Here is a 23,260-nt window from a genome sequence, read left to right as displayed (position 1 = left end):
CCTGTACTTATTTCATTACACTGATTGTTTGAGGAATAAGTCTACCAATACATAGTTATGATATCTCTAGGCAGTTTTTCATAATTAGCCTTTATCCTCAATAACCTTGTACCGTATTGTTACGTAAGTTCTCCGTCGGGATTCCAGCTTCAATATAGCTTCTTACTAATTTCCACTCGTTTTGACTACTATTTTTGAACGTATTAAAAAATAAATTGGCTGTTTCTAAATTTTTTCCTTCAACTTCCATCGTCGCTGAAAGAATGACCATCATTTCATCCTCTTTTAATGGAATTCTTGATAGCTCATTGATTCTCCATTTTGCCTCATTACTATTGGCAAATTGAAAGCCTTGCTGCCATCCAAGGATGGACTCTTCATAACCAAAATCTATTATTTCTCCTTCTCTAATTTCTCTTGCCTTATAATCCTTCGACAGAAAATCTTTAAACTTAATTAATGATGAAGAACTCCACGCATTAATGAAAGCGTGAAGAGATTTTTCAAAAGAATGATTCATGAACGAACCCTCCCACTGTGTTTTTAGTACCTTTCGCATAAAGACTTACTAATTCCTCTATTTAATTTCTTTAATTTTCTAAACTATGCACCGATAATCCTAAGATTTAAATACAATCCATTGATCTGAGTAAAGAAGGATATAGAACCATGATGATAGGTTTCTAGTTTATGTATGGGACAAGTACTTCTATCTTCTTTAATAAAAATGTGACGACGTACTTTGAGCAGATAATAGATAAGAGATTCAAGTTCTGCCATATTTAATTGGCAAGACAGTGAATTTTCTAGGTAAGGGAAAAAAGCAGCCATCTCTATTTATTTAAATGAATGAATTCATGATTACGTTGAAGTTCCTGTTGTTAATTCAAAGTCATGAGAAATGCTGCTGTACAAGCAACTACCAATGAAATCGAGATTACTAGCTGATTCATTTCTTGATTAGCCTTTTTTCTTACTGTGATAAAAAGTGAAATAATACCATAGATAATTCCGCAAATAAATAAAATCTTTAAGAGTAGATTGGTCAATAAATCTCCCCCCTAATATAAAATTCTAGATTATTTGTATTTCTTCTATTGTGATATTTTCCTATAACAATAAATTGTTGCTTCCTTATTTTAACACAATGTTGCTTAACAAAAATACCCATTACCACAGATTATAACCGCAAGAATGAGGATGAATGCTGGAAGTATTTCTTGATAAAATGGGTGCAACATTTATATTTCATCTTTATCAGTCCATTGATTTAATCATGGTAATAGGAGTTGAAGGGAACTTCATAGGTCACGAGACAACTGGTATGATTAAAAGACTGGTATTGCAAAAGATAGAACAATGAGGTAAAGGGATGCTTTTCACGTTTCTTTCTTCCTAATGATAAGCGCCTCTACGAAGGGGTAGCTATCTCACGACAAAGGAGTTGATAATGAATGTCTAAGGCAAATCTATCTTTTAATGAAATGTGGGAGAAAATTATCGCTTGTGATCGTAAATATGATGGGTTATTTTATACAGCAGTGAAAACAACGAAAATCTATTGTCGACCTTCTTGTCGATCAAGAAAGCCAAAAAAATGTAATGTGGAGTTTTACCATGATCTGAAGGAAGTAGAGAAAGCAGGTTATCGTGCATGTAAAAGGTGTCAACCAGACGTGGAATATTCTCCTCACCACCTTCTTGTCACAAATGTCATCACCTTCCTAGTAAATAATTATAAAGAAAAACTAGAATTAAAGGATATATCCAATCATGTTGGCGTCAGTTCTTTTTATCTTGATCGCCTGTTTAAACAAGAAACATCAGAAACACCAAGAACGTATTTGGAAAAAATCCGAGTGGATAAAGCAGCCTATTTACTGGCAAATACAGATTATACAAACCTTGAAATTTGTTATGAAGTAGGATTTCAAAGCCCATCAAATTTTTACAAGGCCTTTCGTCAGTTAAAAGATTGTTCACCAAAAGAATATCGAACGCATAAACGATAAGGGGAATTAAAATGGAATGGACGGATAATAAAAAAACGATAATAATTCATCCACCAAAAGAGTTTAGCTTTGAAGAGTGTTTAGTGTTTTTGGGAAGATCGAATCAAGAGATGACCCATCAAATTAAGGATGGCTATTTATATAAGTTAATGAAATTGAACGGGAAACGTATTTTATTAAAAATAAGTGGTCAATCAAGAGAAATAACCATTGACTTCCCATTAGGCCCTCTATTGAAAAATGAACGAATGTTGATTGCAAAGTATGTTTGGGACTGGTTTGATTTAGAAAGAGACTTATGTTCATTTTATGATATTGCATATCAAGACGAGATATTAAGACCCATTGTCCAAAAATATGATGGGTTAAGAATGATAGGGATTTCAAATTTATTTGAGGCACTGACATGGGCGATAATTGGTCAACAAATTAACCTACCATTTGCTTATGCGTTGAAGAAACGGTTTATTGAACAATTTGGAGAACCCCTCGAATTTGAAGGGCAAACCTTTTGGTTATACCCAACCCCTGAAAAGATAGCAGCCTTAAGCGTGGAGGATTTAAGGAATCTCCAATTTTCTGTTCGGAAAGCGGAATATGTCATTGAGGTTGCCAGTAAAGTAGCAAATGGAACATTAACTAAAGTCGACTTACTACAGAACGAAAACGATGATGAAATAAAAAAAACATTAATGAATATTAGAGGAATTGGTGAATGGACAGCCCATTATGTGATGATGAAATGTTTGCACTCATCCTCTGCATTTCCTATAACCGATGTTGGACTTCACAACGCACTAAAACAAGCATTAGGACTTCATCGTAAGCCTAGTCTACCTGAAATAAAAGGGATGAGTAAAAAATGGGATGGATGGGAAGCGTATGCTACCATTTATTTATGGAGGTCATTGTATGATTAAGGAATATATAGTAGATTACTATTCTCCAATTGGAGTAATCGAAATAATCGGAACAGATAAAGCCATTTCTTCCATACTGTTTACTGAAAGAGAGTTTCCTGTAAATAGGGTGAACGAGAAGACACCTGAAGTCTTGAAGGAATGCTGTAAACAGCTTGATGAATACTTTAATGGAGAACGACTAGTTTTTTCTTTCCCATACCTTATTGACGGGACTGAGTTTCAGAGAAATGTTTGGAATGAGTTAATCGCTGTTCCCTATGCAAAAACAAAGTCTTATAAAGATATGGCCATTTTGATTGGGAATGTAAAAGCGGTCAGAGCAGTGGGGAAGGCAAATGGTAAAAACAAATTAAGTATCGTCATACCTTGTCATCGAATTATCGGATCAAATGGGGAATTAATAGGCTATGCAGGTGGGCTATGGAGAAAGGAGTGGCTTTTAGACCATGAACAAAGTGTGGTGAGCTATTCAACCGAATTATAAAAAAGAAAGCTAAACCAAATCTAGTAAAAAATAGCCATTTTTTCAAGGGAATGTATACAATGTGTTGTAGCTTGTAGTACAAAGGGTATACACAGAGGGAGAGAATAGGAGAGGAATGGGTCGTTTCTATTTGTCTTTGAAATTCTAATAAAGAGTAGGTTGAACGGTTTATGGATCATTATGAAAAGGTCATTCACTAGAAATGAAGTTTATAAGTGGTAGATTGTAAAGCAACATGAAAGCTATCTTCAGTATAATATCGTTTGTTTTACACGGATGTGCGGTAATGTATTTCTACTTATTTCAAATTCCATTTACTTTAAGTGATGCTAGTTGAATAATGAATGTTCCTCTTGCTTTCTACGTATCACTTCCTCGAAAAACATAGTAACTTCTGATCGTTTTCGCCTACCATTCATATAGCGGATTTATTTTACCCAAACTCAAGGTTTGTCATAGATGTGTCCTATCCCCTAAATGAAAGTAGCAATTAATCGTCACATTTTCTTCATAATTTTAACAATATATACATATTTTAGGTTTTGTTTGTGGTGTATAGTGGTTGTGGAAGTTAATCAAGCGATTAATTTACTAATTTAGTAGGGAGTGGATTCATATGTTGAAAAAATTAGTGATAGCAGGTACTGTTGCAGTAGCTGGTTTTGGTGGAATTTCAGAGGCAAGTGCAGAAGTATTTCCAGTGGAGTCTAATATGGATGTTCCAGACACTCAAATCGCGATAGAAAGTGTGTACCACGATTTTTGGATTGGCGGATACGACAGCTACATCATTGATGGTCAAGTTGATTTCCCAAATTATCTTCGTTCTGTTTCGATTTCAACAGCCCCAGGCCAATACGTCTGTGTGGAATTATGGGACGATCTCGGTTTAATAAGTGAGACGATAGTAGAAGGAAGTGAATTTGTCGGCCTCTCAGCAAAACCAAGGGAAGGAACGTTATCAATAAAAATCGTTAATTTATCTTCTTGGTGGCAAGAAATAAATTTATCTACGATGGGCTATTGAATGGTGTTTAATTTCACCTTAGGAATTCTCTATTAGGTATGGATGAATAAGTAACAATCCAAGAGAAATAGGATGACAAGTACGTAATGATAGAGATGGTTCAATACTTAGCTGTCATTATTCTTGTTTAGGATTCTTATCGGTCACGTTGGATTTTCGCACTTCAGACTGATAATGAGACGGTAATCCCTAACGGGAAAAGGTGAATCCTGTTAAGAACACAGTTGAAAAAGAGTTACTCCAAACCATTTGAATGTGCGATACAACGATGTACTCTAGACCTTCCGATAATTGGAGTTTTGTAGGGTTTAATAAAAAACCAAATAAGGCGTCCGTTTGTTCACTAAGCCTGAATAATGTACGGCGGACCATTTCATTTGAGCTAGCGGATGCCACATTCTCCATTTTTACTTTAAGGCTATTGGTCATTACAACGTTTAAGATGATGATGCCGATTGTTCCACTAATAGAACGGATAAAACGTACTCGCTGATGTTACTGCGCCAAGGCGATTTTTGGGAATTCATTTGTTGCAAGATCCATCGTACTCATTAAGTAAAAGCCTAATGTAACGATGAGTATGCCGTATGTTAAGAAGGTTCGGTAGCGGAGAATTAACAATAACCTTTCACTAACAATACTTGCTACTATTAAAGATTTCATCATCGGAGTTATCGTTGAGCCTGCTTGAGTAGGACTGACCCCGAAAACCCATTACAGCATCAAGCATACCCAGTCCAATTAAAATATAAAAGGTATTGGTTGTAGCATATACGCGATTTTTAAATAATCTTAAATCGAGAACGTGCTTACTAGCTTTACTCTCTACAAAAACAAAGAGAAAAAAAGAACAACGCTCCCCAAAATAAGGAATAGCTTTCAAATGAACGCCAATCAAATATGAAAAAACCATTTAGTAGGCATAGCGCTTCCTACGATTGTTTGATCTAATGAACTAAAAAACATTTCGATTATTAATTCAGTCAAAACAATGATAAATTCCTAATTCCTCACAAATTTCCTCTCTCTGTCATTCTTCTAAGGTGTGTAATTCTTTCACATTTCATAAAAAATAATCATTAATATTTAGATAAAAAGCTGTCACGATATTGTGCTAGTCATTTTGTCGTCCTATAATAGGAGTAGTACATAGTCAAGGGAAAATGAAAAATAGGAGAGATTCACTGTATGGTGGAAAATAAAAAAGAAATGAAAGCAATTTTCCAAAAACTTCGTCAAATGGGAATAAAAGTAGAGCTTACGATTCCTAGAAGCCAACTCTCAGTTTATCGACCAAAGGACAACTGTTGTAGACAGACAACGATGTTGAATTTCAGGTAAAGTCAAGGAAGCGAGTAATACCAGAAATGAAATGATCGTAGTAAGGAAAAAGGTGTAGAGGGAGTTTAGGCAAAGTAATGTCAAACAACCGTACATTGAATAATTCCCTAATGATTGTAATGAAAGAAATGAATCCATCGTTTTTTGTTAAACAGAGGTAACCAATAGGGGTTATACTTCACCTGAGAGTTGGTTAGAAGGAAATCCATCCTAGGCTTTGTCTCAAATAAAATCTCATGTTATAGTGTATTAGCTCATTTCAGTTTGAATTGAGCTTTCTTTGTCGTGCATGAATCGTGATTGAATACGAAATTGAATTGTTGTAAAAAATGTGATTAATAACATACTACTAGTCTATCGGTGTCGATAGTTGCCAATAGGAAAGGGAATGAATATGAAGGAGATAGTAACATGGGTAAAGGAATGGCAAAAGGCACTTGCTATTGAAATCCAACATTTAAAAAAATACGGAAGTACAAAATATAGAATTCAAAACGGCCGAATGGTATCGAATGAAGGAAGGTATGCTTATTATTTTGATACGTCATTTGAACTGTTTATTCCAATTGGTTCACTTGTCCGAATGGAGTGGGGAAGTATGACTGCTTCCGGAACGGTATTATCCTCTGAAGGCAAAGGACTTATTTTATCATTTGAAGTGTCACTTGGTGATCTCATATCAGAAGCGTGGGTGTTGCATGATCCTTGGGAATTATTGGATCAATTATCAGAGCGATTAGCAGAACTGAAGAAGAGTAAACAAAAGTTAACTAGAATCCATCGACTTTTACACCCTACAATGGAGGACCGCCACCCTCGTGAGAAGGTGAAAAGTCCAGTTCATGAGCTAATCTTACGCTCTAAATATAACCCCGTTACATTTGTGTGGGGGCCTCCAGGAACAGGAAAAACATATACACTTGCTCGAGTCGCAGCCAATAAATATTTTAAAGGACAAAAGGTGTTAATTCTCTCTCATAGTAATCAGGCAGTCGACGTGATGATGAAAGAAACGGCAACATTTATAGAGCATAAAGAAAAGTGGAAGGAGGGCGATGTCATTCGGTACGGTAGTCAAGTGAGTTCAATCATTTCTGATCACCCTTCCTTATCGACTGATAAATTAATTCAAATCCAATTCCCCACGCTTTTTGAAAATAAACAAAGTTTAGTATTGAAAAGGAAAGCTTTAAAAAAGGACTTGTCATCTTCGTTTAGTACTCGTGATTCTGAGGATCTATTAAAAATTGAAGGGAAATATGCAAATGTTTTAGATAAATTAAGGCAGAGAGAAGCTAAATTGGTGAAGGACGCAAATGTCATTGGCGTAACGCTCGCTAAAGCGGCAATGGATCCCAATATATATGAAAAGCAATATGACCTAGTTATTGTAGATGAAGCTAGTATGGCATATGTTCCACAAGCAGCGTTTGCCGCTTCGCTAGGAAGACGAACCATTGTGTGTGGCGATTTTAAACAATTACCACCAATAGCCGTTTCGCGCCATGAACTGGTTGCCCATTGGCTAAAAGAGGATGTTTTTCATCGTTCCGGTGTTGCAGACTCGGTTGAAAATGGAAACCTCCATCCTCACTTATTTTTATTGAAAGAACAAAGGCGAATGCATCCTGAAATATCTGCCTTTACGAATAGAGTGATCTATCATTCATTAGTTGGAGATCATAAGGACGTTCGTGAAAGCAGGGAGCCAATCACAGAGCTGAGCCCGTTTTCAAACAGGGCTTCTGTTTTAGTAGATACAAGTCATGCTGGTAATTATTGCATGAAAGAGAAGAATAGTCATTCACGGATCAATATTTGGTCTGCCTTCCTATCTATCCAGCTTATTCAAGAGGCTTTTAGAGGAGGCGCGAGTTCAATTGGATATGTTACACCTTACCGTGCACAAGCTCAGCTTGTCACACTATTACTGCAGGACCTTTTAGAAAAGGAATTAACAGAAGCAGATATTATTGCCGCAACGGTCCATAAATTTCAAGGTAGTGAACGGGATGTGATGGTGTTTGATTCGGTTGACAGTTATCCTGAATCACGACCTGGTATGCTGTTAGTAGGAAAAAATAGCGAAAGATTGATTAATGTTGCGATAACAAGGACAAAGGGAAAGTTTATTCATGTTGCCGATGTCGCCTTTATACAACAACAGGTCTATTCTCGATCGGTTTTCAAACAATTGTATACTCATCAAAGGAAAACGAATCAGTTGGTAACCACAAATGAAATTGGCACATGGATAAAGCACCAACAGTCCAAATTACAATGGATGCATGCAAAAAAAATAAGTGGCTTAGCAAAAGACCTTCTTCATGCAAAACAATCAATCCTTTTATCTTTGCCTGAGGACGTAACGTTGTCGGAAAAATGGATTGAACTCATACAAGAGAAGTCTACCTCAATGGATGTGACAATCGTTTCCCGTACGGAAAGAAAGTGGTCATCAGCCATTCGCTGGATGTGTGAAGAAATGCCATTCCCATTTATTGTCATTGATGAATCGGTGTTATGGACAGGAGCCTTTTTTGAAGGGATGCCAAATGTTCGGCCCCCTTTCATTGCGGTTAGACTTCAATCAGAGACCTTTATTCATCATTTATACTCTGCTGTATTATCCTCGAATCAAAACGAAGCATAAGTAGTTTTGATTTATATTGGCATTCATGTATTTTTTTGGTTTTCATTTGGGCCTTCTTATAGTACTATAATAAAAAATATCATGCATTAGAAAGAGGGATTTGATTTGGAGCCGATGACATTAACGACAGAACGTTTACGGATAAGACCATTTACAATGGATGATGTGGAAGCTGTATATCAATATGCGTCTGACCCTGACGTTAGCAAGCACCTTCCTTGGGAAACTCACGAAACGTAAGAAGATACAAACGAGTTTATTAAGAGTAAAGTGAATAATGATAAAAACCGTATTTTTGGAGCGATCGCGTTATTAGATAGTAACAGAGTAATAGGAAGTATTGATTTTGTAACGTTAGATGAACATAACCGATGTGGTGAACTTGGATATGTGCTTTCAAAAGACATGTGGGGAAAAGGCTATATGGTCGAAGCCGTTACGGCTGTGATGGAATATGGATTTGATCATTTACACTTAAATAAAATTGAAGGCAGAGCGTTTGTAGAGAATGTTGGTTCTCAAAGAGTGCTTCAAAAAGTTGGAATGCACTTAGAAGGGGTTCATAGGGAGAAATTGTTTATTAAGGGGCGGTATTGGGATATGGCTTGTTATGGCCTGTTAAAAAAAGAGTTTTATTCAGATTAATAGGTGAATAGTATGAATATTAAATACTGTTCTTTCATTATCGAATGATAGAACAGAAAAAGGACAGAAGGTAGAATAATATGGATGCATTAATATTATTTGTAATAGCGACTTTCACTATGCTGATCGTTGGTTTTTTTAGCTTTTTGCAAGGGCTTCAAATTATTGTTCAAAAAGGGGTTAGTAAAAACTCAACGTTTGCACTTTTAGTAGGGTTCCTACTCTCTATTATGCAATTTACTCTATTAGCTGATGGAAAGGATCAAATATACGTTTTTCTCATTATAACTGCTGTAGTAGTCATCGTATATATTAAGAAACATGGGAAAACGGTTAGAATTGAAAGAACAACGAAAAATGAAGTGTTGATGGAATTGAGGAAACTGTTACAGAGAAATGAAATTTCCTATAATTTCAAACATGAACCTGATGAAAAGCCGAAAATTGACTTACTTAATGAGAAGGCTACTATAAAGATAGACTATTTTGGAGATCCTGAAAAAAAACGTGCATATTCTGTAACGTTTAGACAGTGGTGGAAAGTTCCCTATAAAAAATTAATTACCCAATTACAGGAAGAGTTTGAAAGTAAGCGAATGAACGAAAGCTATGTAAAAGAAGGGTTGATTCAAATGGCGGGAGCTTTATTCATATTTGCTATCGTCTTTTACTTTCTTTTTAAGTTCAATTCATTGCCTTTTTAAATCGGTTCTTGTTTGAAAGGACTGAGCTATATTAATAGTTGCTTTTGTCCTTCTAAAAGGGGGTGTCCAACTAATGATTGGATTCCCCTTTTATTTATGTTTTTTTACCTAATCAAGTGACAAGTCGTATTAGTAAAGGCAGCTTTAGTATTTTTTTACACAACCTATTAATAGTTTCAGCGTGCTAAAATTTAATCAATTTAACAGTAGATACTTTAAGTCTTCAATGACTTTCAATTCAATATACAAGACATTTTACAATTTATGCTAAAATATAATTATATAGAATTTTCTCATTCAACAAATGTGAAGTAACGGAAAATACAATATTCAAAACGTTTGCCATTCGTCAGATTGATCAAAGGGGTGGGATATGTGAACAAAATAGATATTGCAATGATTCTATATGTCATTGTGCTAATTACGGCTACTTCTGTAAGTTATCAGTATGGCTCCTCAATGATTAGAAAAACAGGGTTATTTTTACCCCAAGCAATTATATCAGCCACCATTAACTTATCATTTGGACTATTAGCCCTTTTAGGCTGGTCGTTCATTACGTGGGGTGTCAATGAATTTCTGTTCTTTGGAGGATTAGTTATAGGTGTAGGTTTGTTGGTTGTAGGCGAAGCTATTTTAATATCAATCTTATTTTTAAAGCGAAAAAAATGGCTACAACAACATAATAAAACCTTAAATTAGTCGTATGTTCCGTTATTAAGGACATCAAAATAACTAAAATACCATCTTTTAGAAAATAGCGTTAGTATAAGAAGATATAGTAGGGAACACTAAAATGAGGTGTTGTTTATGAAGACATATATCAACTTATTATTAGGGCTCCTTCTTATAATTATCCCTACTATTACAGACGCAGAGATGGAAGGGTATGAAATTGTTAGTCAGAATAATAAAGAGAATATAACTCTTTATGGTAAGAAAATGAATGGTTTATATAGGGAATTTAAAATTAATTTTAAAGGGGCAACCTACACAAAGCCTTTTTGGAATAGCGAAAGTAGTCCTACTTACGCTCCACAAATTTGCTGTATAGACATTAATAATGACCACAGGAAAGAACTCATCATCCCCTTAACATTAGGGCATGGTTCAGGCGTTCTGTTAGAAGATGTTCATGTGTTTCACACAATGGACAATCGGCTAACTGAAGTGATTGTTGATAATCCTTTAGCTATCATTTATAAGAACGTAAAAACAAAGCTAACATATGACGAAGCAGAAATTCGTATCGGGGAAAAGGATTATAAAGTAGATATAACACCTTTTGATATCAAATCTGAAGCTTTATTCGATGATATAGCCTTTGGGAGCATTATAGATTATGAGGTAATGAACAATAATCTTATGGTCAGAGTAGGCGGACGAATATCCCCAGCGAGTTCCATTGGAGATATTATTATTACTTATGAATACAAAAATAAAATGTATCAAGCGAAAACAATTGATTTTATAATTGATAGTAATAAAAACCCATTTTATGGTCCAGTGTAACATGAGCCTAAAAAGCCATATCAATGATATGACTTCCTATGGTACTCTTATTCAACTGGAACTCTATTTTGGAATTAATCGTTGCCTATCTTCTATATTTTCGTATTTTATGTAAGTACCGAATATATCCATCTTATCATTGACTATCTTAATAAATGAGTTATCATAAACTCCATAAATTGTAATAAACCGTGTTGCTTCGTAAATATCTTCTTCTATATGCTTCTTCCTTGCAGAATCTATATGTGGTTCAATATTAATATCAACAAGTCCAATACCATCATAAATAGATAACGGTGGAATGTTATCATTAATATCTTTTGCCAACACAACTTTCTTAGCCTTATTTATAGAGCCTGTACTTATACCAATAATAATACATAATAAACCTACCCCGATGAACAATTTTAAACATCATTATACTACATAAGTAATATTATACTTTTACAATTATTTAACTTTATGAAAAGAACCTTATTAAAAATGGAACATTGTCATACTCTAATACTTTTTAGTCAAGTAAATCGCTAATGTAATAACTTTCTAAAGAGTGAGAATTCTTTGTTGACACCTACGTTGATCAAGCATAAAATGAAAATAGATATTAGTAAATAGTAAATTTTCAGATTATGAGGGCATTTATGAAACAGCAGGATATTGGTAAGCAAGCGGTGTTATTCGTGACATTGAGTGAAGAAGAGCTTGCTTTATTTCCAGAAAAGATAAAACATACTCGTTACTGTACGGGCAGAGTAGGTTCAATGAATATGCAAAAGGTCATTTCTGCCGTCGAGACAGCAGCAAAACGAAATGGCATTATTCATGAAGACTTATATCGCGAAACTCATGCGCTATACCATGCCATATTAGAAGCAATTGAAGGCGTTACAAGAGGGCAGTTAGCGATCGGTGATATGATGCGAACGGTTGGCTTGCGCTTTTCGGTCGTTAGAGGTAGGCCGTATGAGAAAGAGGCCGAAGGCGAATGGATAGCCGTCTGTTTTTATGGAACGATTGGCGCTCCTGTTAAGGGGTTAGAGCATGAAACGATTGGTTTAGGAATTAACCACATATAAAATAAGTCATGGCCTAGAGACATTAGTGAGTAGGAGGCGATGATGGCATTACTATGCCATTGTCGCCTCTTTTTATGTTGAATAAAGAGGGAGGGGTTTGAATGATTGAACTAACAGGAAATTCGTTGACAATCGAACAAGTACGACAAGTAATCTATGAAAATAGGAAAATTACCTTATCAGAGAATAGTTTAAAAAAAGTTATAGCAAGTCGAAAAGCTGTTGAAGATATCGTAGAAAATCGTCAGACCGTATATGGAATTAACACAGGTTTTGGAAAGTTTGCGGATGTGACAATCGATGAAAAGGATGTAGATACACTCCAACTCCATTTAATTCGATCACATGCTTGCGGAGTGGGGGAACCCTTTTCCGTAGAAGTCGCAAGAACGATGATGCTTTTACGTTTGAATGCATTAATTAAAGGGTATTCAGGTATCCGCCTAGAGGTAATTGACCGTCTTATGACTCTTATTAATTCTCATGTGACACCTGTTATTCCACAGCAAGGGTCACTTGGTGCTTCAGGCGACCTTGCGCCGTTATCTCACTTAGCCCTTGTGTTGTTAGGAGAAGGTAGTGTTTTTTACAAAGGAGAAAAAAGGTCAGCTGCTTCCGTATTAAAAGAGCTTCAAATCGAGCCGATTGTGTTAAAAGCAAAGGAAGGATTAGCTCTCATAAATGGAACACAGGCAATGACAGCTGTTGGAATCATCAATTATATTCAAGCAGAATCATTAGCGTATCAAAGTGAATGGATCGCTTCGATGACGATGGAGGGACTTCACGGGATTATCGATGCGTTTCATCCAGCCGTTCATGAAGTAAGAGGCTATCAAGAGCAAATGGATGTCGCAAAAAGAATTCGTCATTTGTTAACGGACAGTCAGCTGATTACTTCACAAGGAGAAATGCGTGTCCAGGATGCTTACTCGATTCGTTGTATTCCCCAGGTGCATGGAGCCACGTGGCAAGCGCTCGCCTATGTAAAGGAGAAATTAGAGATTGAGGCGAATGCTGCAACGGATAATCCGCTGATTTTTGATGAGGGAAAAACGGTCATTTCAGGCGGGAATTTTCACGGGCAACCAATTGCCTTTGCGATGGATTTCTTGAAAATTGCTGTCGCAGAGCTTGCGAACATTTCTGAAAGACGAATTGAACGACTCGTGAATCCACAATTAAACGACTTACCAGCCTTTTTAAGTCCAGAACCTGGCCTTCAATCTGGAGCTATGATCATGCAGTATGCGGCAGCGTCACTTGTATCTGAAAATAAAACATTAGCCCATCCTGCTAGCGTAGATTCCATCCCATCATCAGCCAATCAAGAGGACCATGTCAGTATGGGAACAATTGGGGCTCGTCACGCTAGTATGATTATTAACAATACGAGAAGAGTTTTAGCGATTGAAGGAATTTGTGCAATGGAGGCAACACAATATCGTGGTAGTGACAAAATGGCTTCTAAAACAAAGGCCTTTTGGATTGAGGGACGAAAAGTTGTCCCAAGCTTCACTGAAGATCGTGTTTTCTCAGATGATATAGAAAGATACACAGAGTGGTTGCAATCAGGTGATTTCCCATGGGACACTGCAGAAAATTTCAATAATTTTGAAGGAGGAAATGAACATGACAACGAATGTAAATCGAACGATTACAGTGAAAACGGGTCTGAACTTAGAATGTAAAGGGTGGGAACAAGAGGCTGTTCTACGTATGCTTTACAATAATTTAGACCCTGAAGTAGCAGAGAAGCCAGAGGATTTAGTCGTGTACGGGGGAATTGGCAAAGCTGCACGAAATTGGGAAGCATTTGATAGTATCGTGGCAACACTTCGACGCCTAGAAAACAATGAAACGATGCTTGTCCAGTCCGGTAAGCCGGTTGCTGTATTTAAAACACATGAGGCAGCTCCTCGCGTACTTTTATCAAATTCAGTATTAGTTCCAAAATGGGCAAATTGGGAGCATTTCCATGAGCTTGACCAGAAGGGTCTAATGATGTACGGCCAAATGACGGCGGGTAGTTGGATTTACATTGGAACTCAAGGGATTTTACAAGGGACCTATGAAACGTTTGCAGCTGTTGCGAAAGAACATTTCGACGGTAGCTTAAAGGGAACAATCACCTTAACAGCTGGATTAGGTGGAATGGGTGGAGCGCAACCACTTGCGGTGACAATGAACGGTGGTGTCGTCATTGCAGTCGATGTCGATGAATCCCGAATTCAAAAGCGATTAGATACGAAGTATTTAGATAAAATGACAAGTTCAATCGATGAAGCTCTAGAAATGGCGATGCAAGCAAAACAAAAAGGAGAAGCGCTTTCGATTGGACTTATCGGTAATGCAGCTGAAGTTCATCATGAGTTATTGAAGCGTGCCGTTCAAATTGATATCGTAACGGACCAAACCTCTGCTCATGATCCATTAAATGGGTATGTTCCAGAAGGGATGAGTTTAAAAGAAGCAGATGAGCTCCGTGCCGAAGATTCAGAACGGTATGTTAAGCTTGCTAGCCGCTCAATGGCAAAGCATGTTGATGCCATGCTAGCGTTCCAAGCAAATGGATCAATTGTATTTGATTATGGAAACAACATTCGCCAAGTTGCAAAAGATGAAGGTATTGAAAATGCGTTCAACTTCCCAGGCTTTGTACCGGCCTATATTCGTCCCTTGTTTTGCGAAGGGAAAGGACCATTTAGGTGGGCTGCTTTATCTGGAGATCCGGAAGACATCTACAGAACGGATCGTTTAATTAAAGAGCTGTTTCCAGATAATGAGCCATTGCAGCGTTGGATTGATATGGCTCAAGAAAAAGTGGCTTTTCAAGGATTACCTTCTAGAATTTGTTGGTTAGGTTATGGTGAGAGGGTCAAGATGGGCTTGGCCATAAATGAACTAGTTAAAAACGGGGAGCTAAAAGCACCTGTTGTCATTGGTCGCGATCACTTAGACTGTGGATCTGTTGCGTCACCAAACCGCGAAACGGAAAGCATGAAGGATGGTAGCGATGCGGTTGGTGATTGGGCAATTTTAAACGCACTAGTAAATACAGCGGCAGGCGGATCATGGATATCTGTTCACCATGGTGGGGGCGTAGGTATGGGCTATTCCCTACACGCAGGTATGGTCGTTGTGGCAGATGGATCTGATTTAGCGAAGGAACGTTTAGAACGAGTATTGACGACGGATCCTGGAATGGGGATTGTTCGCCATGCGGATGCTGGATATGAAAAAGCAGAAGATATGGCAGAGAAACACGATGTCGATATACCGATGTTAAAAAAATAATAAGGCAATTTAAAGCAATGGTAAGTGGGGAAAAGGGAGAAATAACTTTTCCCTACGCTTTTAGGAGGGGCATAATAATGAAATATGATGTACTAATCACAAATATAGGACAATTAATTTTACCAAAGGAATCTTCCACGCCGTTAAAGGGAGAGGAGATGAAGAATCTTCCCATCTTAGAAAATGCTGCTATCGCCATCCAAAATGGTGTTGTTCGTTGGATCGGGCATAAAGACGAAGCAACGAATATGGAAGCGGTGGAGGTTGTTGATGTAAAAGGACGCTTAGTTTCACCCGGATTAGTGGACCCACACACACACTTAGTATTTGGTGGCTCAAGGGAAGAAGAAATGAGCTTAAAGCAGGCTGGGGTACCTTATTTGGAAATTTTACAACAAGGTGGCGGGATTCATTCTACCGTACGCGCGACGAGAGTTGCTTCTGAAGAAGCGTTGCTTCATAAGGCGCGCTTTCATTTAGAGCGTAGTCTTTCTTATGGCGTTACGACAATTGAAGCAAAAAGCGGTTACGGACTTGATCGTGAGACAGAATTAAAACAATTACGTGTCGTTAAAGCACTTCAAAAAGAGGCTTATTCAACAATCGTGCCAACCTTTTTAGGTCCTCATGCTGTACCGAAGGAGTACAAAGGGAAAGAAGACGTCTTCTTAGATGAAATGATTGATATGCTAGATGAAATACAGCAGGAAGAATTGGCTCATTTTGTCGATATTTTTTGTGAAACGGGCGTCTTCACGATTGAGCAATCGAAACGCTTTTTAGAAGCAGCAAAAGCAAAAGGGTTTTCCATGAAAATTCATGCGGATGAGATTGATTCTCTTGGTGGCACTGAACTAGCGGCTTCAGTAGGTGCAACGAGTGCTGATCATCTAGTTGCGGCAAGTGATCTTGGAATTGAAGGCTTAGCTAATTCAAATACTGTTGCTGTATTATTGCCTGGAACTACATTTTATTTAGGAAAGGATTCGTTTGCTCGCGGACGAGAAATGATTGATCGCGGTGCAGCAGTTGCGCTTGCCACTGACTTTAATCCTGGAAGCTGCGTTACGGAAAACCTTCAACTAATTATGTCCTTAGCTGCGTTAAAATTGAAGCTATCTCCTGAAGAGATTTGGAATGCTGTTACAGTCAATGCAGCCTGTGCCATTGAACAACAGGAACAGGCGGGTGTCCTTGCTATTGGAAGGGCAGCAGACCTTGTTGTATGGGAAGCAACGAATTATAAATACATCCCGTATCACTTTGGAGTAAACCACACTAAGACGGTATATAAAGCAGGTAAAGTTGTATGGGAAAGGAATAAGGGCTATGAATTTTCCTTATCTTAACGGAGCGACAAAACCACCTTTCCAAGACCGTCACGTCACAAAAGTCAAAGAATTATTTACGAGTTACACAGATGGAGCAAAGGGGGACATCGGGGTTATTGGGTTACCGTCCTCTCGTTCATCCATAACGATGAGTATGGCCTCTGAAACACCTGCAACGATTCGTGAAAGCTTTGGAGCGTTAACAACGTATTCTCATGATCAAGACACTGATTATGACTCGATTCGTTTTCTTGATTTTGGCGATGTGTATACTCATCCAACTTCTGTAGATGAAACAATTGAAAGATTATATGTAAGTGTTAAAGGGATGCTTGAGACGAAAGCATGTAACAAATACCTCATGCTAGGGGGAGATCATGGGGTAAGCTTTCCTTCTATTCGGGCATTCGCTGAACAATACGGTCGAATCGGTGTCATTCAATGGGATGCTCATCACGATGTCCGCAATACAGAAGATGGCGGAAGAACGAACGGGACGCCTTTCCGCAGTTTGTTAGAAGAAGGTTGGATTCACGGAGAAGACTTAATTCAAGTTGGCATTCGGGATTATGCGAACGCGAAGGCTTACGATGATTATGTGAAGGAAAAAGGCATTACTGTCTATTCGATGAGCGATGTAGATCGTTTAGGAATTAATCATGTAATCAATGAAGCATTAGCTAAGCTAGAAGGAAAAGTAGACATGATTTATTTATCGGTTGATATGGATGTAGTCGATCAAGCCTTTGCTCCTGGCTGCCCTGCCATTGGACCTGGTGGGATAACGAGTCGTGAATTGCTGTCAAGCGTGAAAATGGCGAGTTCTCATTCGAAGGTAAAAGCAATGGATATTGTGGAAATCGACCCGAACAAGGATTATCGGAATATGACGAGTCGTCTAGCTGCTGCTGCCGTCCTTCAATATTCATTCTTGTAAATCCTTACTTAACTAAATTCATAATAGATTTCCTTTTTTAGAAGGTAGGCGAAACCCTGCCTTCTATTTTTCTGTTTTTGTGCTAGTAACTTGATATGAATTCTTAGGACTTTTCACACTAGGATAATATTGCTATACAAAAATGAAAAGTAAGCATTTAAAGTGCAGAGTAGGATGTCATATTACATTATTAGGGTTAAGGTCATGCTTCTTTATTAATCTACTTGACCCTAATAAAAGGAAAGATAGGATACCACTGATGAAGGTAATATAGAAACCTAGCTGTACAGTCTCCTGGCTAAATTGTAAATCAATACTTGATATCATTAAAATAGGTGCAAAATAAATATATTGAATAACGGATAAAAGTGGAATGGAACATAATAACAATAATGTCCATATATAAAGTCGTTTCCTTTTCATGATGAATACAAAAGAGGTTATCCCAAACAGTAAAATTAACATCCCGGACCAATGGACAAGCCCATTTATATACATAAATTGAATTCGGGACCATTCAAAAAATAATCCAGCTATTGACGTCATAATCAGTAGTAGTTGGAAATATCTCATTTACATACCCCGCTCTATTCGATTATTAATATTATTATACATTAAATACCATCTAAGAAAATATAACTATTTAGTTGTCTAGAAATAGTAGATGTGTACATAGAAATAATAAATCAAAATGGCAAATATGAATAAATATCTCTAATAAGTTGAATCACACATGTAAAAAACACAAGTCCTTTGACTTATGTTTTATTAGATCATCCTATCATTTTAATCATTGCTGGATGTAGCTCTTTATGACAAGTTTCTTTTTTGATGAGGATTTCAATCAAATCCCCTTTATGATTGGCGTGCATAGGATGATCATTTAAGGAAAAGGGAAATGGGATAGTTCGTTTCCTTTTTTCTGTTTCCTGAGTACATTTAATACCTATTTCTAACTGATGGTCACACTTCATAATTTCAATTTCCTCTAACTCTAATTCCTTAGTAAATACCTCGATGATATAGGCATCTGTTATATCAAATAAATCAATCCGAAATTGATTCTCATCCAGAAAATTGGTAAAAGGGTCTAGCAAGATTCCTTTTAATACATTCTCCCATTCTTCTAGATTATCGTCATGATGGTAATTCATACAAATAAGACCCCCGTTTCTTTTTCTCAGTATATTCATAAATAGGAGAAAAGGTGAACGATTTATTGATATCACATCAGTATAGGGAGATAGAGACATTGAGATTTAACACAATAGCCTAGCTAGATTTTAATAAGAATTGGGGGTATTTTATATAAATATCAGTAATTGGAGTAGAAGAAATGACTTCTCAAGGCGTTCGAGAAGTGGTCAAAGGCTACCATTCTTGTAAAGCAATCTACATGCGTGTATATCCGACTAAGAGTGGGTATCACCATTTCTAATGGTAGTGTAACATCAGATATATAAACGCAATGAAACATTTAATAATTTATTAATGGGGGAGTACAGAGAGGGTCAGTTTGTCTACATAATCGAAAAATATGAGGAAGTAAATCATTAAGTCTATCCTATTCAACAGGCCATGATGTAGTGGCTAATGAAGTAGAAATAGAGACTTATAAACCTCGTCACTATGATTAATTCACAAGACATGTATTTGTTTTTCCTCAATTGGAAGGAGGTCACAAACTATCATATTAATCTATTATTAAATTTTCAAGACATTTAATATGTATATATTCACTGAGTTGGATAATTTTATTTATTTTATTACAATATTATGAAATTTCGTGTAATATATGTATAAAGGTTAGCCGGAAAAGAAAGGTGGTTATGATTTCTAGGAGAAAGTATTTATGTGCAGATGATTAATACTGCCGACTTGGTATAGTAATGTAATCATTATCTATAATTTATTTAGGATAAAATTCATACTCGGATCTCACAACCTTTAATGTTAAATAAAATAACTTTATAGAATAAAAGTTGAGGTGGCAAGTGTGTTCAAGAATCGGTATTTTCAATTCTGCTTGATGCTAATGACAATCTATGTACTTACTGGGTGTGATTTGGATACAAGCAAAGAGAAGTCTGCTGTATCAATAGATAAAGATTCGTTTTCTCCAAAGAGTGTTCCTGCCGGACACGATACGGCATATGATATTAATCTAAAGATGAGTAGTGAGGGAGATTTTGAATTAGATACAAAGCTAGATATTAAGAATACTTCTAACGATACTTGGAATGAGTTGGTTTTTTATTTAATTCCAAATGTCTTTACTGAAGAGACTGAATATTCTGGTTCTCAGTATAAACCAGGAACTTTATTAATTGATGAGGTTGTAATTAATGGAGAAAAAGTAGAGTATGAACTAGAAAAAGATGCATTGACGGTTCCTTTAAAGAGTCCCTTAGAAGCGGATGGGGAAATCAATGTAAGGGTTAAATATAACTTTACCCAACCTGAAAAGGGATTAAGGTATACAAAAAGCAAAGCAAATTACCACTTAGCCCAATTTTACCCGATGCTGGCTACTTATAGGGATGGTGGTTGGAATAAAGAAGACTATAGATTTGGAGTGGAATCGTTCCATACGTCCTATAGTGATTTTAATTTTACGTATGAGATACCTGAAGGATTCACAGTGGCCACTACGAGTCCAAATGACTCCTATCCAAGTGCAACCAAGGGTAGTGTACAAGCTAGTAATGTTAATGCGTTCTTTGTAGGGATTCTTAAAGATCCTACTATTATAGAGAAAAAGGTTGGACACATTACTATTAATGTTCTAGGGTTTAAAGTAGATTCGGAATTGCACCAAGAAGTAACGGATATCGCTGCAGATGCCATCACTTATTTTGAAGAAAACATTGGCATGTATCCACATGATCAAATAGATATTGTTTTAGATGGAATCGGCATGGAGTATCCTGGGATTGTTACTGCACACTCCGTCATCAATGGTATTTTACAGTTAGATCCAGAGCCATTAAAAAAGACAGTTGTTCATGAACTTGCTCATCAGTGGTTTTATGGAGTAATTAGCAATGACTCATACCACGATGCATGGTTAGATGAAGGTTTTACTACATTTGCAACAGATTTATTTTATTATGCACGAAATAAAGAGGAAGAGCCTTATGGTGACGTGTTCAAAGAGATAGAAATAGATTCAAAACCAGTAAATCTACCTATGCACGAGTACGAAAAAGAAAAAGAAGGCTACTATTTTTACAGAAAACCTACTGTATTTTTGTGGGGGTTATTTGAAGAAAGAGGTGGGTTAAAAGGGGCTGAAAACTTCTTGAGTACCTACTATGATTTCTATCAATATAAAGAGATAAATTCTGAAGAGTTTATCAGGTTCATGAAGCAGTACTTTGATTTAAGTGATGATTCAGTTTTTGAAGATTGGCTAAAAGTGAAATAATCAATATAGTATTTCAAATACGCTTGTGAATATCAAAGATAGATATAGATTGATCTAATTTTTTTGTTTAACCTTTAAGAAAATGAGCCATTTTGAAGATTTTAAAATGGCTTCTTTAGACTTATGAACAAATTATATTTTAAGCTTGTAATTCAATGCGTAAAGGAATCGAAGTCTTATACTTAAAACAATTATCGTATGCGTTCTTAAATAAACGAATTATTCAGAAGATGATTAAATATTTGTCACTAGCCTAGGCAGCATTAATAAGCCTTATTTGCATGATTGCTACATATAGGAATTTAAAAAAATCGATGGCCCTACAAAGGTTCTCTTTAAATTTATTGAAAATTTAAAAACGTTCCTTTTATATTTTTTGATAAAAAGTAAGGACAATCAGATAAGGAGGAAATACTATGCACGAAATTACTGGACATGAACTAAATAATGTACATGATATGAAAAAACTAGATATTGTTATCCTTCAGGCAGTATTGGATGAATTGCAAAAAGAAAGTGAGCAAAAAAGAAAAATTAAAATCGCCACCTCAAACTCATATATAATTGCAGAAAGAATCAACACGGAGGAGCCTGACATTAATACGGTCCCTTTATTAGACAAAGCGATATTAAAATCAGAGGACACGATATTTAAGATGATGCAAGAAGGGAGCGTATTAAATTTAAAAGGAATGATTGTGTTAAACAATGTAAAAATAATTCCATTTGCTAACCCTGATATGGAGATGGACTGTGAAAGTTTTGCTATTTATACTGACCATATTATGGGGATTACATTAACAGAAGATTAATTAATATAACCCACTAGATTATGAAATCAGTTTGTGCCTGTTAATCTAACTAGTTATGCAACAATACCATCTGACTGTCCAACTGAGGATTAATACTATGAAGTGAGAAAGGCCGTGTATTGACATGAGAGATTATCAGGCAATGATATTTGATTTAGACGATACATTACTTAATAGAGATAAAGCCGTAGAAAAAATGTTTTTAATGATTTTAGACAAGTGCTATGAGGAGGTTAACCATTCAAGAAAAAAAGAGATGCTGCAAAAATTCAAAGAATATGACCAAAGAAGGTATGGCCAAAGTGATAAAATAAATGTTTTGGAATCATTATTTGATGAATTTTCACCAAAATATAGAATGCCACGTCATGATATTCAAGATTTTTGGAATCAACATTTCCCTTATTGTTTTTCTATCAACCAAAACACTATTAATATCATAAATATTATAAAAAAGCATGTTAAAGTCGCTATTGTAACAAATGGCGCAACTCAGAGACAGAGAGCGAAAATTAATAACACGAATTTAAATAGTTGTTTTGATACAGTCATTATTTCTGAAGAAGTAGGATTTAGTAAACCTGACAAACGTATTTTTGAATTAGTATTAAACAAACTTAAAGTAGAACCGGATGCCACATTATTCGTTGGAGATGACATAGAAAGGGATATTGATGGTTGTCAAAATGTAAATATAAAGGGGATATGGTTCAACCCTTGTATGATCAACAATGAATCTGATATAAAACCATATGACGAGATCCATTCATTGGATGAATTACTGAGTTATATTATGTGAGAAAGAAATGATGGATACCTTTATAGAACATATTGAAGAAATGGTCATAGTTCTTTGTTTTTATACCTAATTATATGTAAACGATGAATAACCGAGAAAACACGACTAAATGTGTTTCTGGGTTATTTTTTATTTGTTTTATTTTTATTACGATTATGAGATGACTGCATCAATTTGGATTTAATGGGGGTAGCGTCATAAGGATTTTTAAAATAAATAGCTTAGTTTCTCTAGGTTTTTTAACCGAGAAATTAGGCTTTTGTTATAAAAAAAGAGCCTA

25 protein-coding genes and 1 pseudogene are annotated in these 23,260 nt (G+C 36.2%); 19 read left to right on the top strand and 7 right to left on the bottom strand.

Annotation, left to right across the window (positions count from 1 at the left end; all coding sequences use genetic code 11):
• Positions 1-97 precede the first annotated feature (97 nt).
• Both WAK64_RS13010 and WAK64_RS13005 read right to left on the bottom strand, forming a co-directional pair.
• Positions 98-520 carry a flavoprotein gene (locus WAK64_RS13010; protein ID WP_336587418.1) on the bottom strand — a complete coding sequence of 141 codons (423 nt, stop codon included), beginning with the start codon at positions 518-520 and terminating at the stop codon, positions 98-100.
• 361 nt (positions 521-881) lie between these two features.
• Positions 882-1,049, bottom strand: coding sequence for a hypothetical protein (locus WAK64_RS13005; protein WP_336587417.1), 168 nt, complete (start codon positions 1,047-1,049; stop codon positions 882-884).
• 155 nt (positions 1,050-1,204) lie between these two features.
• Here WAK64_RS13005 and WAK64_RS13000 point away from each other — a divergent pair, with 155 nt between their 5' ends.
• The 5 genes from WAK64_RS13000 to WAK64_RS12980 all read left to right on the top strand — a co-directional run bounded on the left by WAK64_RS13000 (position 1,205) and on the right by WAK64_RS12980 (position 4,446).
• Positions 1,205-1,363, top strand: a complete 159-nt coding sequence (locus tag WAK64_RS13000) for a hypothetical protein (RefSeq protein ID WP_336587416.1) — start codon at positions 1,205-1,207, stop codon at positions 1,361-1,363.
• A 91-nt stretch (positions 1,364-1,454) separates the two neighbouring features.
• Positions 1,455-2,012, top strand: coding sequence for a bifunctional transcriptional activator/DNA repair enzyme AdaA (locus WAK64_RS12995; RefSeq protein WP_336587415.1), 558 nt, complete (start codon positions 1,455-1,457; stop codon positions 2,010-2,012).
• Between the two features lie 11 nt (positions 2,013-2,023).
• Complete coding sequence (locus WAK64_RS12990; protein WP_336587414.1) at positions 2,024-2,932, top strand: DNA-3-methyladenine glycosylase family protein; 909 nt, start codon at positions 2,024-2,026, stop codon at positions 2,930-2,932.
• Positions 2,925-3,419 carry a methylated-DNA--[protein]-cysteine S-methyltransferase gene (locus tag WAK64_RS12985; protein WP_336587413.1) on the top strand — a complete coding sequence of 165 codons (495 nt, stop codon included), beginning with the start codon at positions 2,925-2,927 and terminating at the stop codon, positions 3,417-3,419. Before WAK64_RS12990 ends, WAK64_RS12985 begins: the two co-directional genes overlap by 8 nt.
• Positions 3,420-4,035: 616 nt before the next feature.
• A complete protein-coding gene (locus tag WAK64_RS12980; protein ID WP_336587412.1) occupies positions 4,036-4,446 on the top strand; it encodes a hypothetical protein in 411 nt (136 codons plus the stop codon).
• 189 nt (positions 4,447-4,635) lie between these two features.
• On the opposite strand, the gene WAK64_RS12975 is transcribed toward WAK64_RS12980, so the two are convergent.
• Positions 4,636-4,842 (bottom strand): hypothetical protein, encoded by a 207-nt coding sequence (locus WAK64_RS12975; protein WP_336587411.1) that lies wholly within the window; start codon positions 4,840-4,842, stop codon positions 4,636-4,638.
• A 99-nt stretch (positions 4,843-4,941) separates the two neighbouring features.
• Positions 4,942-5,112, bottom strand: a complete 171-nt coding sequence (locus WAK64_RS12970; RefSeq protein ID WP_336587410.1) for a hypothetical protein — start codon at positions 5,110-5,112, stop codon at positions 4,942-4,944.
• 522 nt (positions 5,113-5,634) lie between these two features.
• Here WAK64_RS12970 and WAK64_RS12965 point away from each other — a divergent pair.
• The 6 genes and pseudogenes from WAK64_RS12965 (at position 5,635) to WAK64_RS12940 (ending at position 11,301) form a co-directional block, all read left to right on the top strand.
• Positions 5,635-5,787, top strand: a complete 153-nt coding sequence (locus WAK64_RS12965; protein ID WP_336587409.1) for a hypothetical protein — start codon at positions 5,635-5,637, stop codon at positions 5,785-5,787.
• Positions 5,788-6,181: 394 nt separating this feature from the next.
• The gene (locus tag WAK64_RS12960) at positions 6,182-8,440 is read left to right on the top strand and encodes an AAA domain-containing protein (protein ID WP_336587408.1); all 2,259 of its coding nucleotides are present in this window, start codon (positions 6,182-6,184) and stop codon (positions 8,438-8,440) included.
• A gap of 114 nt (positions 8,441-8,554) precedes the next feature.
• Positions 8,555-9,085: pseudogene (locus WAK64_RS12955) on the top strand (GNAT family N-acetyltransferase).
• Positions 9,086-9,165: 80 nt separating this feature from the next.
• Positions 9,166-9,789 carry a hypothetical protein gene (locus WAK64_RS12950; RefSeq protein WP_336587407.1) on the top strand — a complete coding sequence of 208 codons (624 nt, stop codon included), beginning with the start codon at positions 9,166-9,168 and terminating at the stop codon, positions 9,787-9,789.
• 375 nt (positions 9,790-10,164) lie between these two features.
• Positions 10,165-10,491 (top strand): hypothetical protein, encoded by a 327-nt coding sequence (locus WAK64_RS12945; RefSeq protein ID WP_336587406.1) that lies wholly within the window; start codon positions 10,165-10,167, stop codon positions 10,489-10,491.
• A gap of 108 nt (positions 10,492-10,599) precedes the next feature.
• Positions 10,600-11,301: a hypothetical protein gene (locus WAK64_RS12940; RefSeq protein WP_336587405.1), complete on the top strand. Its 702-nt coding sequence runs from the start codon at positions 10,600-10,602 to the stop codon at positions 11,299-11,301.
• Between the two features lie 63 nt (positions 11,302-11,364).
• On the opposite strand, the gene WAK64_RS12935 is transcribed toward WAK64_RS12940, so the two are convergent.
• The gene (locus WAK64_RS12935; RefSeq protein ID WP_336587404.1) at positions 11,365-11,706 is read right to left on the bottom strand and encodes a Type 1 glutamine amidotransferase-like domain-containing protein; all 342 of its coding nucleotides are present in this window, start codon (positions 11,704-11,706) and stop codon (positions 11,365-11,367) included.
• A gap of 236 nt (positions 11,707-11,942) precedes the next feature.
• Here WAK64_RS12935 and hutP point away from each other — a divergent pair, with 236 nt between their 5' ends.
• The 5 genes from hutP (at position 11,943) to hutG (ending at position 17,942) form a co-directional block, all read left to right on the top strand.
• On the top strand, positions 11,943-12,377 hold the full coding sequence (hutP, locus tag WAK64_RS12930; RefSeq protein WP_336587403.1) for a hut operon transcriptional regulator HutP: 435 nt from the start codon (positions 11,943-11,945) through the stop codon (positions 12,375-12,377).
• 101 nt (positions 12,378-12,478) lie between these two features.
• Positions 12,479-14,068 (top strand): histidine ammonia-lyase, encoded by a 1,590-nt coding sequence (gene hutH, locus WAK64_RS12925; protein WP_336587402.1) that lies wholly within the window; start codon positions 12,479-12,481, stop codon positions 14,066-14,068.
• Positions 14,010-15,674, top strand: a complete 1,665-nt coding sequence (hutU, locus tag WAK64_RS12920; protein WP_336587401.1) for a urocanate hydratase — start codon at positions 14,010-14,012, stop codon at positions 15,672-15,674. The genes hutH and hutU overlap by 59 nt, the downstream gene beginning before the upstream one ends.
• Before the next feature lie 77 nt (positions 15,675-15,751).
• Positions 15,752-17,023, top strand: a complete 1,272-nt coding sequence (gene hutI / locus WAK64_RS12915) for an imidazolonepropionase (RefSeq protein ID WP_336587400.1) — start codon at positions 15,752-15,754, stop codon at positions 17,021-17,023.
• Positions 17,004-17,942, top strand: coding sequence for a formimidoylglutamase (gene hutG / locus WAK64_RS12910; protein ID WP_336587399.1), 939 nt, complete (start codon positions 17,004-17,006; stop codon positions 17,940-17,942). Before hutI ends, hutG begins: the two co-directional genes overlap by 20 nt.
• 177 nt (positions 17,943-18,119) lie before the next feature.
• Here hutG and WAK64_RS12905 read toward each other — a convergent pair whose 3' ends face one another.
• Entirely contained in the window at positions 18,120-18,515 is a 396-nt protein-coding gene (locus tag WAK64_RS12905) for a hypothetical protein (RefSeq protein WP_336587398.1), read from the bottom strand.
• A gap of 200 nt (positions 18,516-18,715) precedes the next feature.
• Positions 18,716-19,096, bottom strand: coding sequence for a hypothetical protein (locus WAK64_RS12900; protein WP_336587397.1), 381 nt, complete (start codon positions 19,094-19,096; stop codon positions 18,716-18,718).
• An 842-nt stretch (positions 19,097-19,938) separates the two neighbouring features.
• On the opposite strand from WAK64_RS12900, the gene WAK64_RS12895 reads away from it, so the two are divergent.
• The 3 genes from WAK64_RS12895 (at position 19,939) to WAK64_RS12885 (ending at position 22,980) form a co-directional block, all read left to right on the top strand.
• Positions 19,939-21,369 (top strand): M1 family metallopeptidase, encoded by a 1,431-nt coding sequence (locus WAK64_RS12895; RefSeq protein ID WP_336587396.1) that lies wholly within the window; start codon positions 19,939-19,941, stop codon positions 21,367-21,369.
• Between the two features lie 416 nt (positions 21,370-21,785).
• Entirely contained in the window at positions 21,786-22,181 is a 396-nt protein-coding gene (locus WAK64_RS12890) for a hypothetical protein (RefSeq protein WP_336587395.1), read from the top strand.
• A 124-nt stretch (positions 22,182-22,305) separates the two neighbouring features.
• A complete protein-coding gene (locus tag WAK64_RS12885) occupies positions 22,306-22,980 on the top strand; it encodes an HAD family hydrolase (protein ID WP_336587394.1) in 675 nt (224 codons plus the stop codon).
• Positions 22,981-23,260 lie beyond the last annotated feature (280 nt).

This window comes from Bacillus spongiae (assembly GCF_037120725.1).
Lineage (GTDB): Bacteria > Bacillota > Bacilli > Bacillales > Bacillaceae_K > Bacillus_CI > Bacillus_CI spongiae.
This window is presented reverse-complemented; position numbering and strand designations above follow the sequence as displayed.

What these genes read in the sequence shown, in the direction of transcription:
- WAK64_RS13010 (WP_336587418.1), bottom strand. Translation starts at nt 520, where the DNA reads ATGAATCATTCTTTTGAAAAATCTCTTCACGCTTTCATTAATGCGTGG.
- WAK64_RS13000 (WP_336587416.1), top strand. Translation starts at nt 1,205, where the DNA reads ATGCTGGAAGTATTTCTTGATAAAATGGGTGCAACATTTATATTTCAT.
- WAK64_RS12995 (WP_336587415.1), top strand. Translation starts at nt 1,455, where the DNA reads ATGTCTAAGGCAAATCTATCTTTTAATGAAATGTGGGAGAAAATTATC.
- WAK64_RS12990 (WP_336587414.1), top strand. Translation starts at nt 2,024, where the DNA reads ATGGAATGGACGGATAATAAAAAAACGATAATAATTCATCCACCAAAA.
- WAK64_RS12985 (WP_336587413.1), top strand. Translation starts at nt 2,925, where the DNA reads ATGATTAAGGAATATATAGTAGATTACTATTCTCCAATTGGAGTAATC.
- WAK64_RS12980 (WP_336587412.1), top strand. Translation starts at nt 4,036, where the DNA reads ATGTTGAAAAAATTAGTGATAGCAGGTACTGTTGCAGTAGCTGGTTTT.
- WAK64_RS12970 (WP_336587410.1), bottom strand. Translation starts at nt 5,112, where the DNA reads ATGATGAAATCTTTAATAGTAGCAAGTATTGTTAGTGAAAGGTTATTG.
- WAK64_RS12965 (WP_336587409.1), top strand. Translation starts at nt 5,635, where the DNA reads ATGGTGGAAAATAAAAAAGAAATGAAAGCAATTTTCCAAAAACTTCGT.
- WAK64_RS12960 (WP_336587408.1), top strand. Translation starts at nt 6,182, where the DNA reads ATGAAGGAGATAGTAACATGGGTAAAGGAATGGCAAAAGGCACTTGCT.
- WAK64_RS12950 (WP_336587407.1), top strand. Translation starts at nt 9,166, where the DNA reads ATGGATGCATTAATATTATTTGTAATAGCGACTTTCACTATGCTGATC.
- WAK64_RS12940 (WP_336587405.1), top strand. Translation starts at nt 10,600, where the DNA reads ATGAAGACATATATCAACTTATTATTAGGGCTCCTTCTTATAATTATC.
- hutP (WP_336587403.1), top strand. Translation starts at nt 11,943, where the DNA reads ATGAAACAGCAGGATATTGGTAAGCAAGCGGTGTTATTCGTGACATTG.
- hutH (WP_336587402.1), top strand. Translation starts at nt 12,479, where the DNA reads ATGATTGAACTAACAGGAAATTCGTTGACAATCGAACAAGTACGACAA.
- hutU (WP_336587401.1), top strand. Translation starts at nt 14,010, where the DNA reads ATGACAACGAATGTAAATCGAACGATTACAGTGAAAACGGGTCTGAAC.
- hutI (WP_336587400.1), top strand. Translation starts at nt 15,752, where the DNA reads ATGAAATATGATGTACTAATCACAAATATAGGACAATTAATTTTACCA.
- hutG (WP_336587399.1), top strand. Translation starts at nt 17,004, where the DNA reads ATGAATTTTCCTTATCTTAACGGAGCGACAAAACCACCTTTCCAAGAC.
- WAK64_RS12905 (WP_336587398.1), bottom strand. Translation starts at nt 18,515, where the DNA reads ATGAGATATTTCCAACTACTACTGATTATGACGTCAATAGCTGGATTA.
- WAK64_RS12900 (WP_336587397.1), bottom strand. Translation starts at nt 19,096, where the DNA reads ATGAATTACCATCATGACGATAATCTAGAAGAATGGGAGAATGTATTA.
- WAK64_RS12890 (WP_336587395.1), top strand. Translation starts at nt 21,786, where the DNA reads ATGCACGAAATTACTGGACATGAACTAAATAATGTACATGATATGAAA.
- WAK64_RS12885 (WP_336587394.1), top strand. Translation starts at nt 22,306, where the DNA reads ATGAGAGATTATCAGGCAATGATATTTGATTTAGACGATACATTACTT.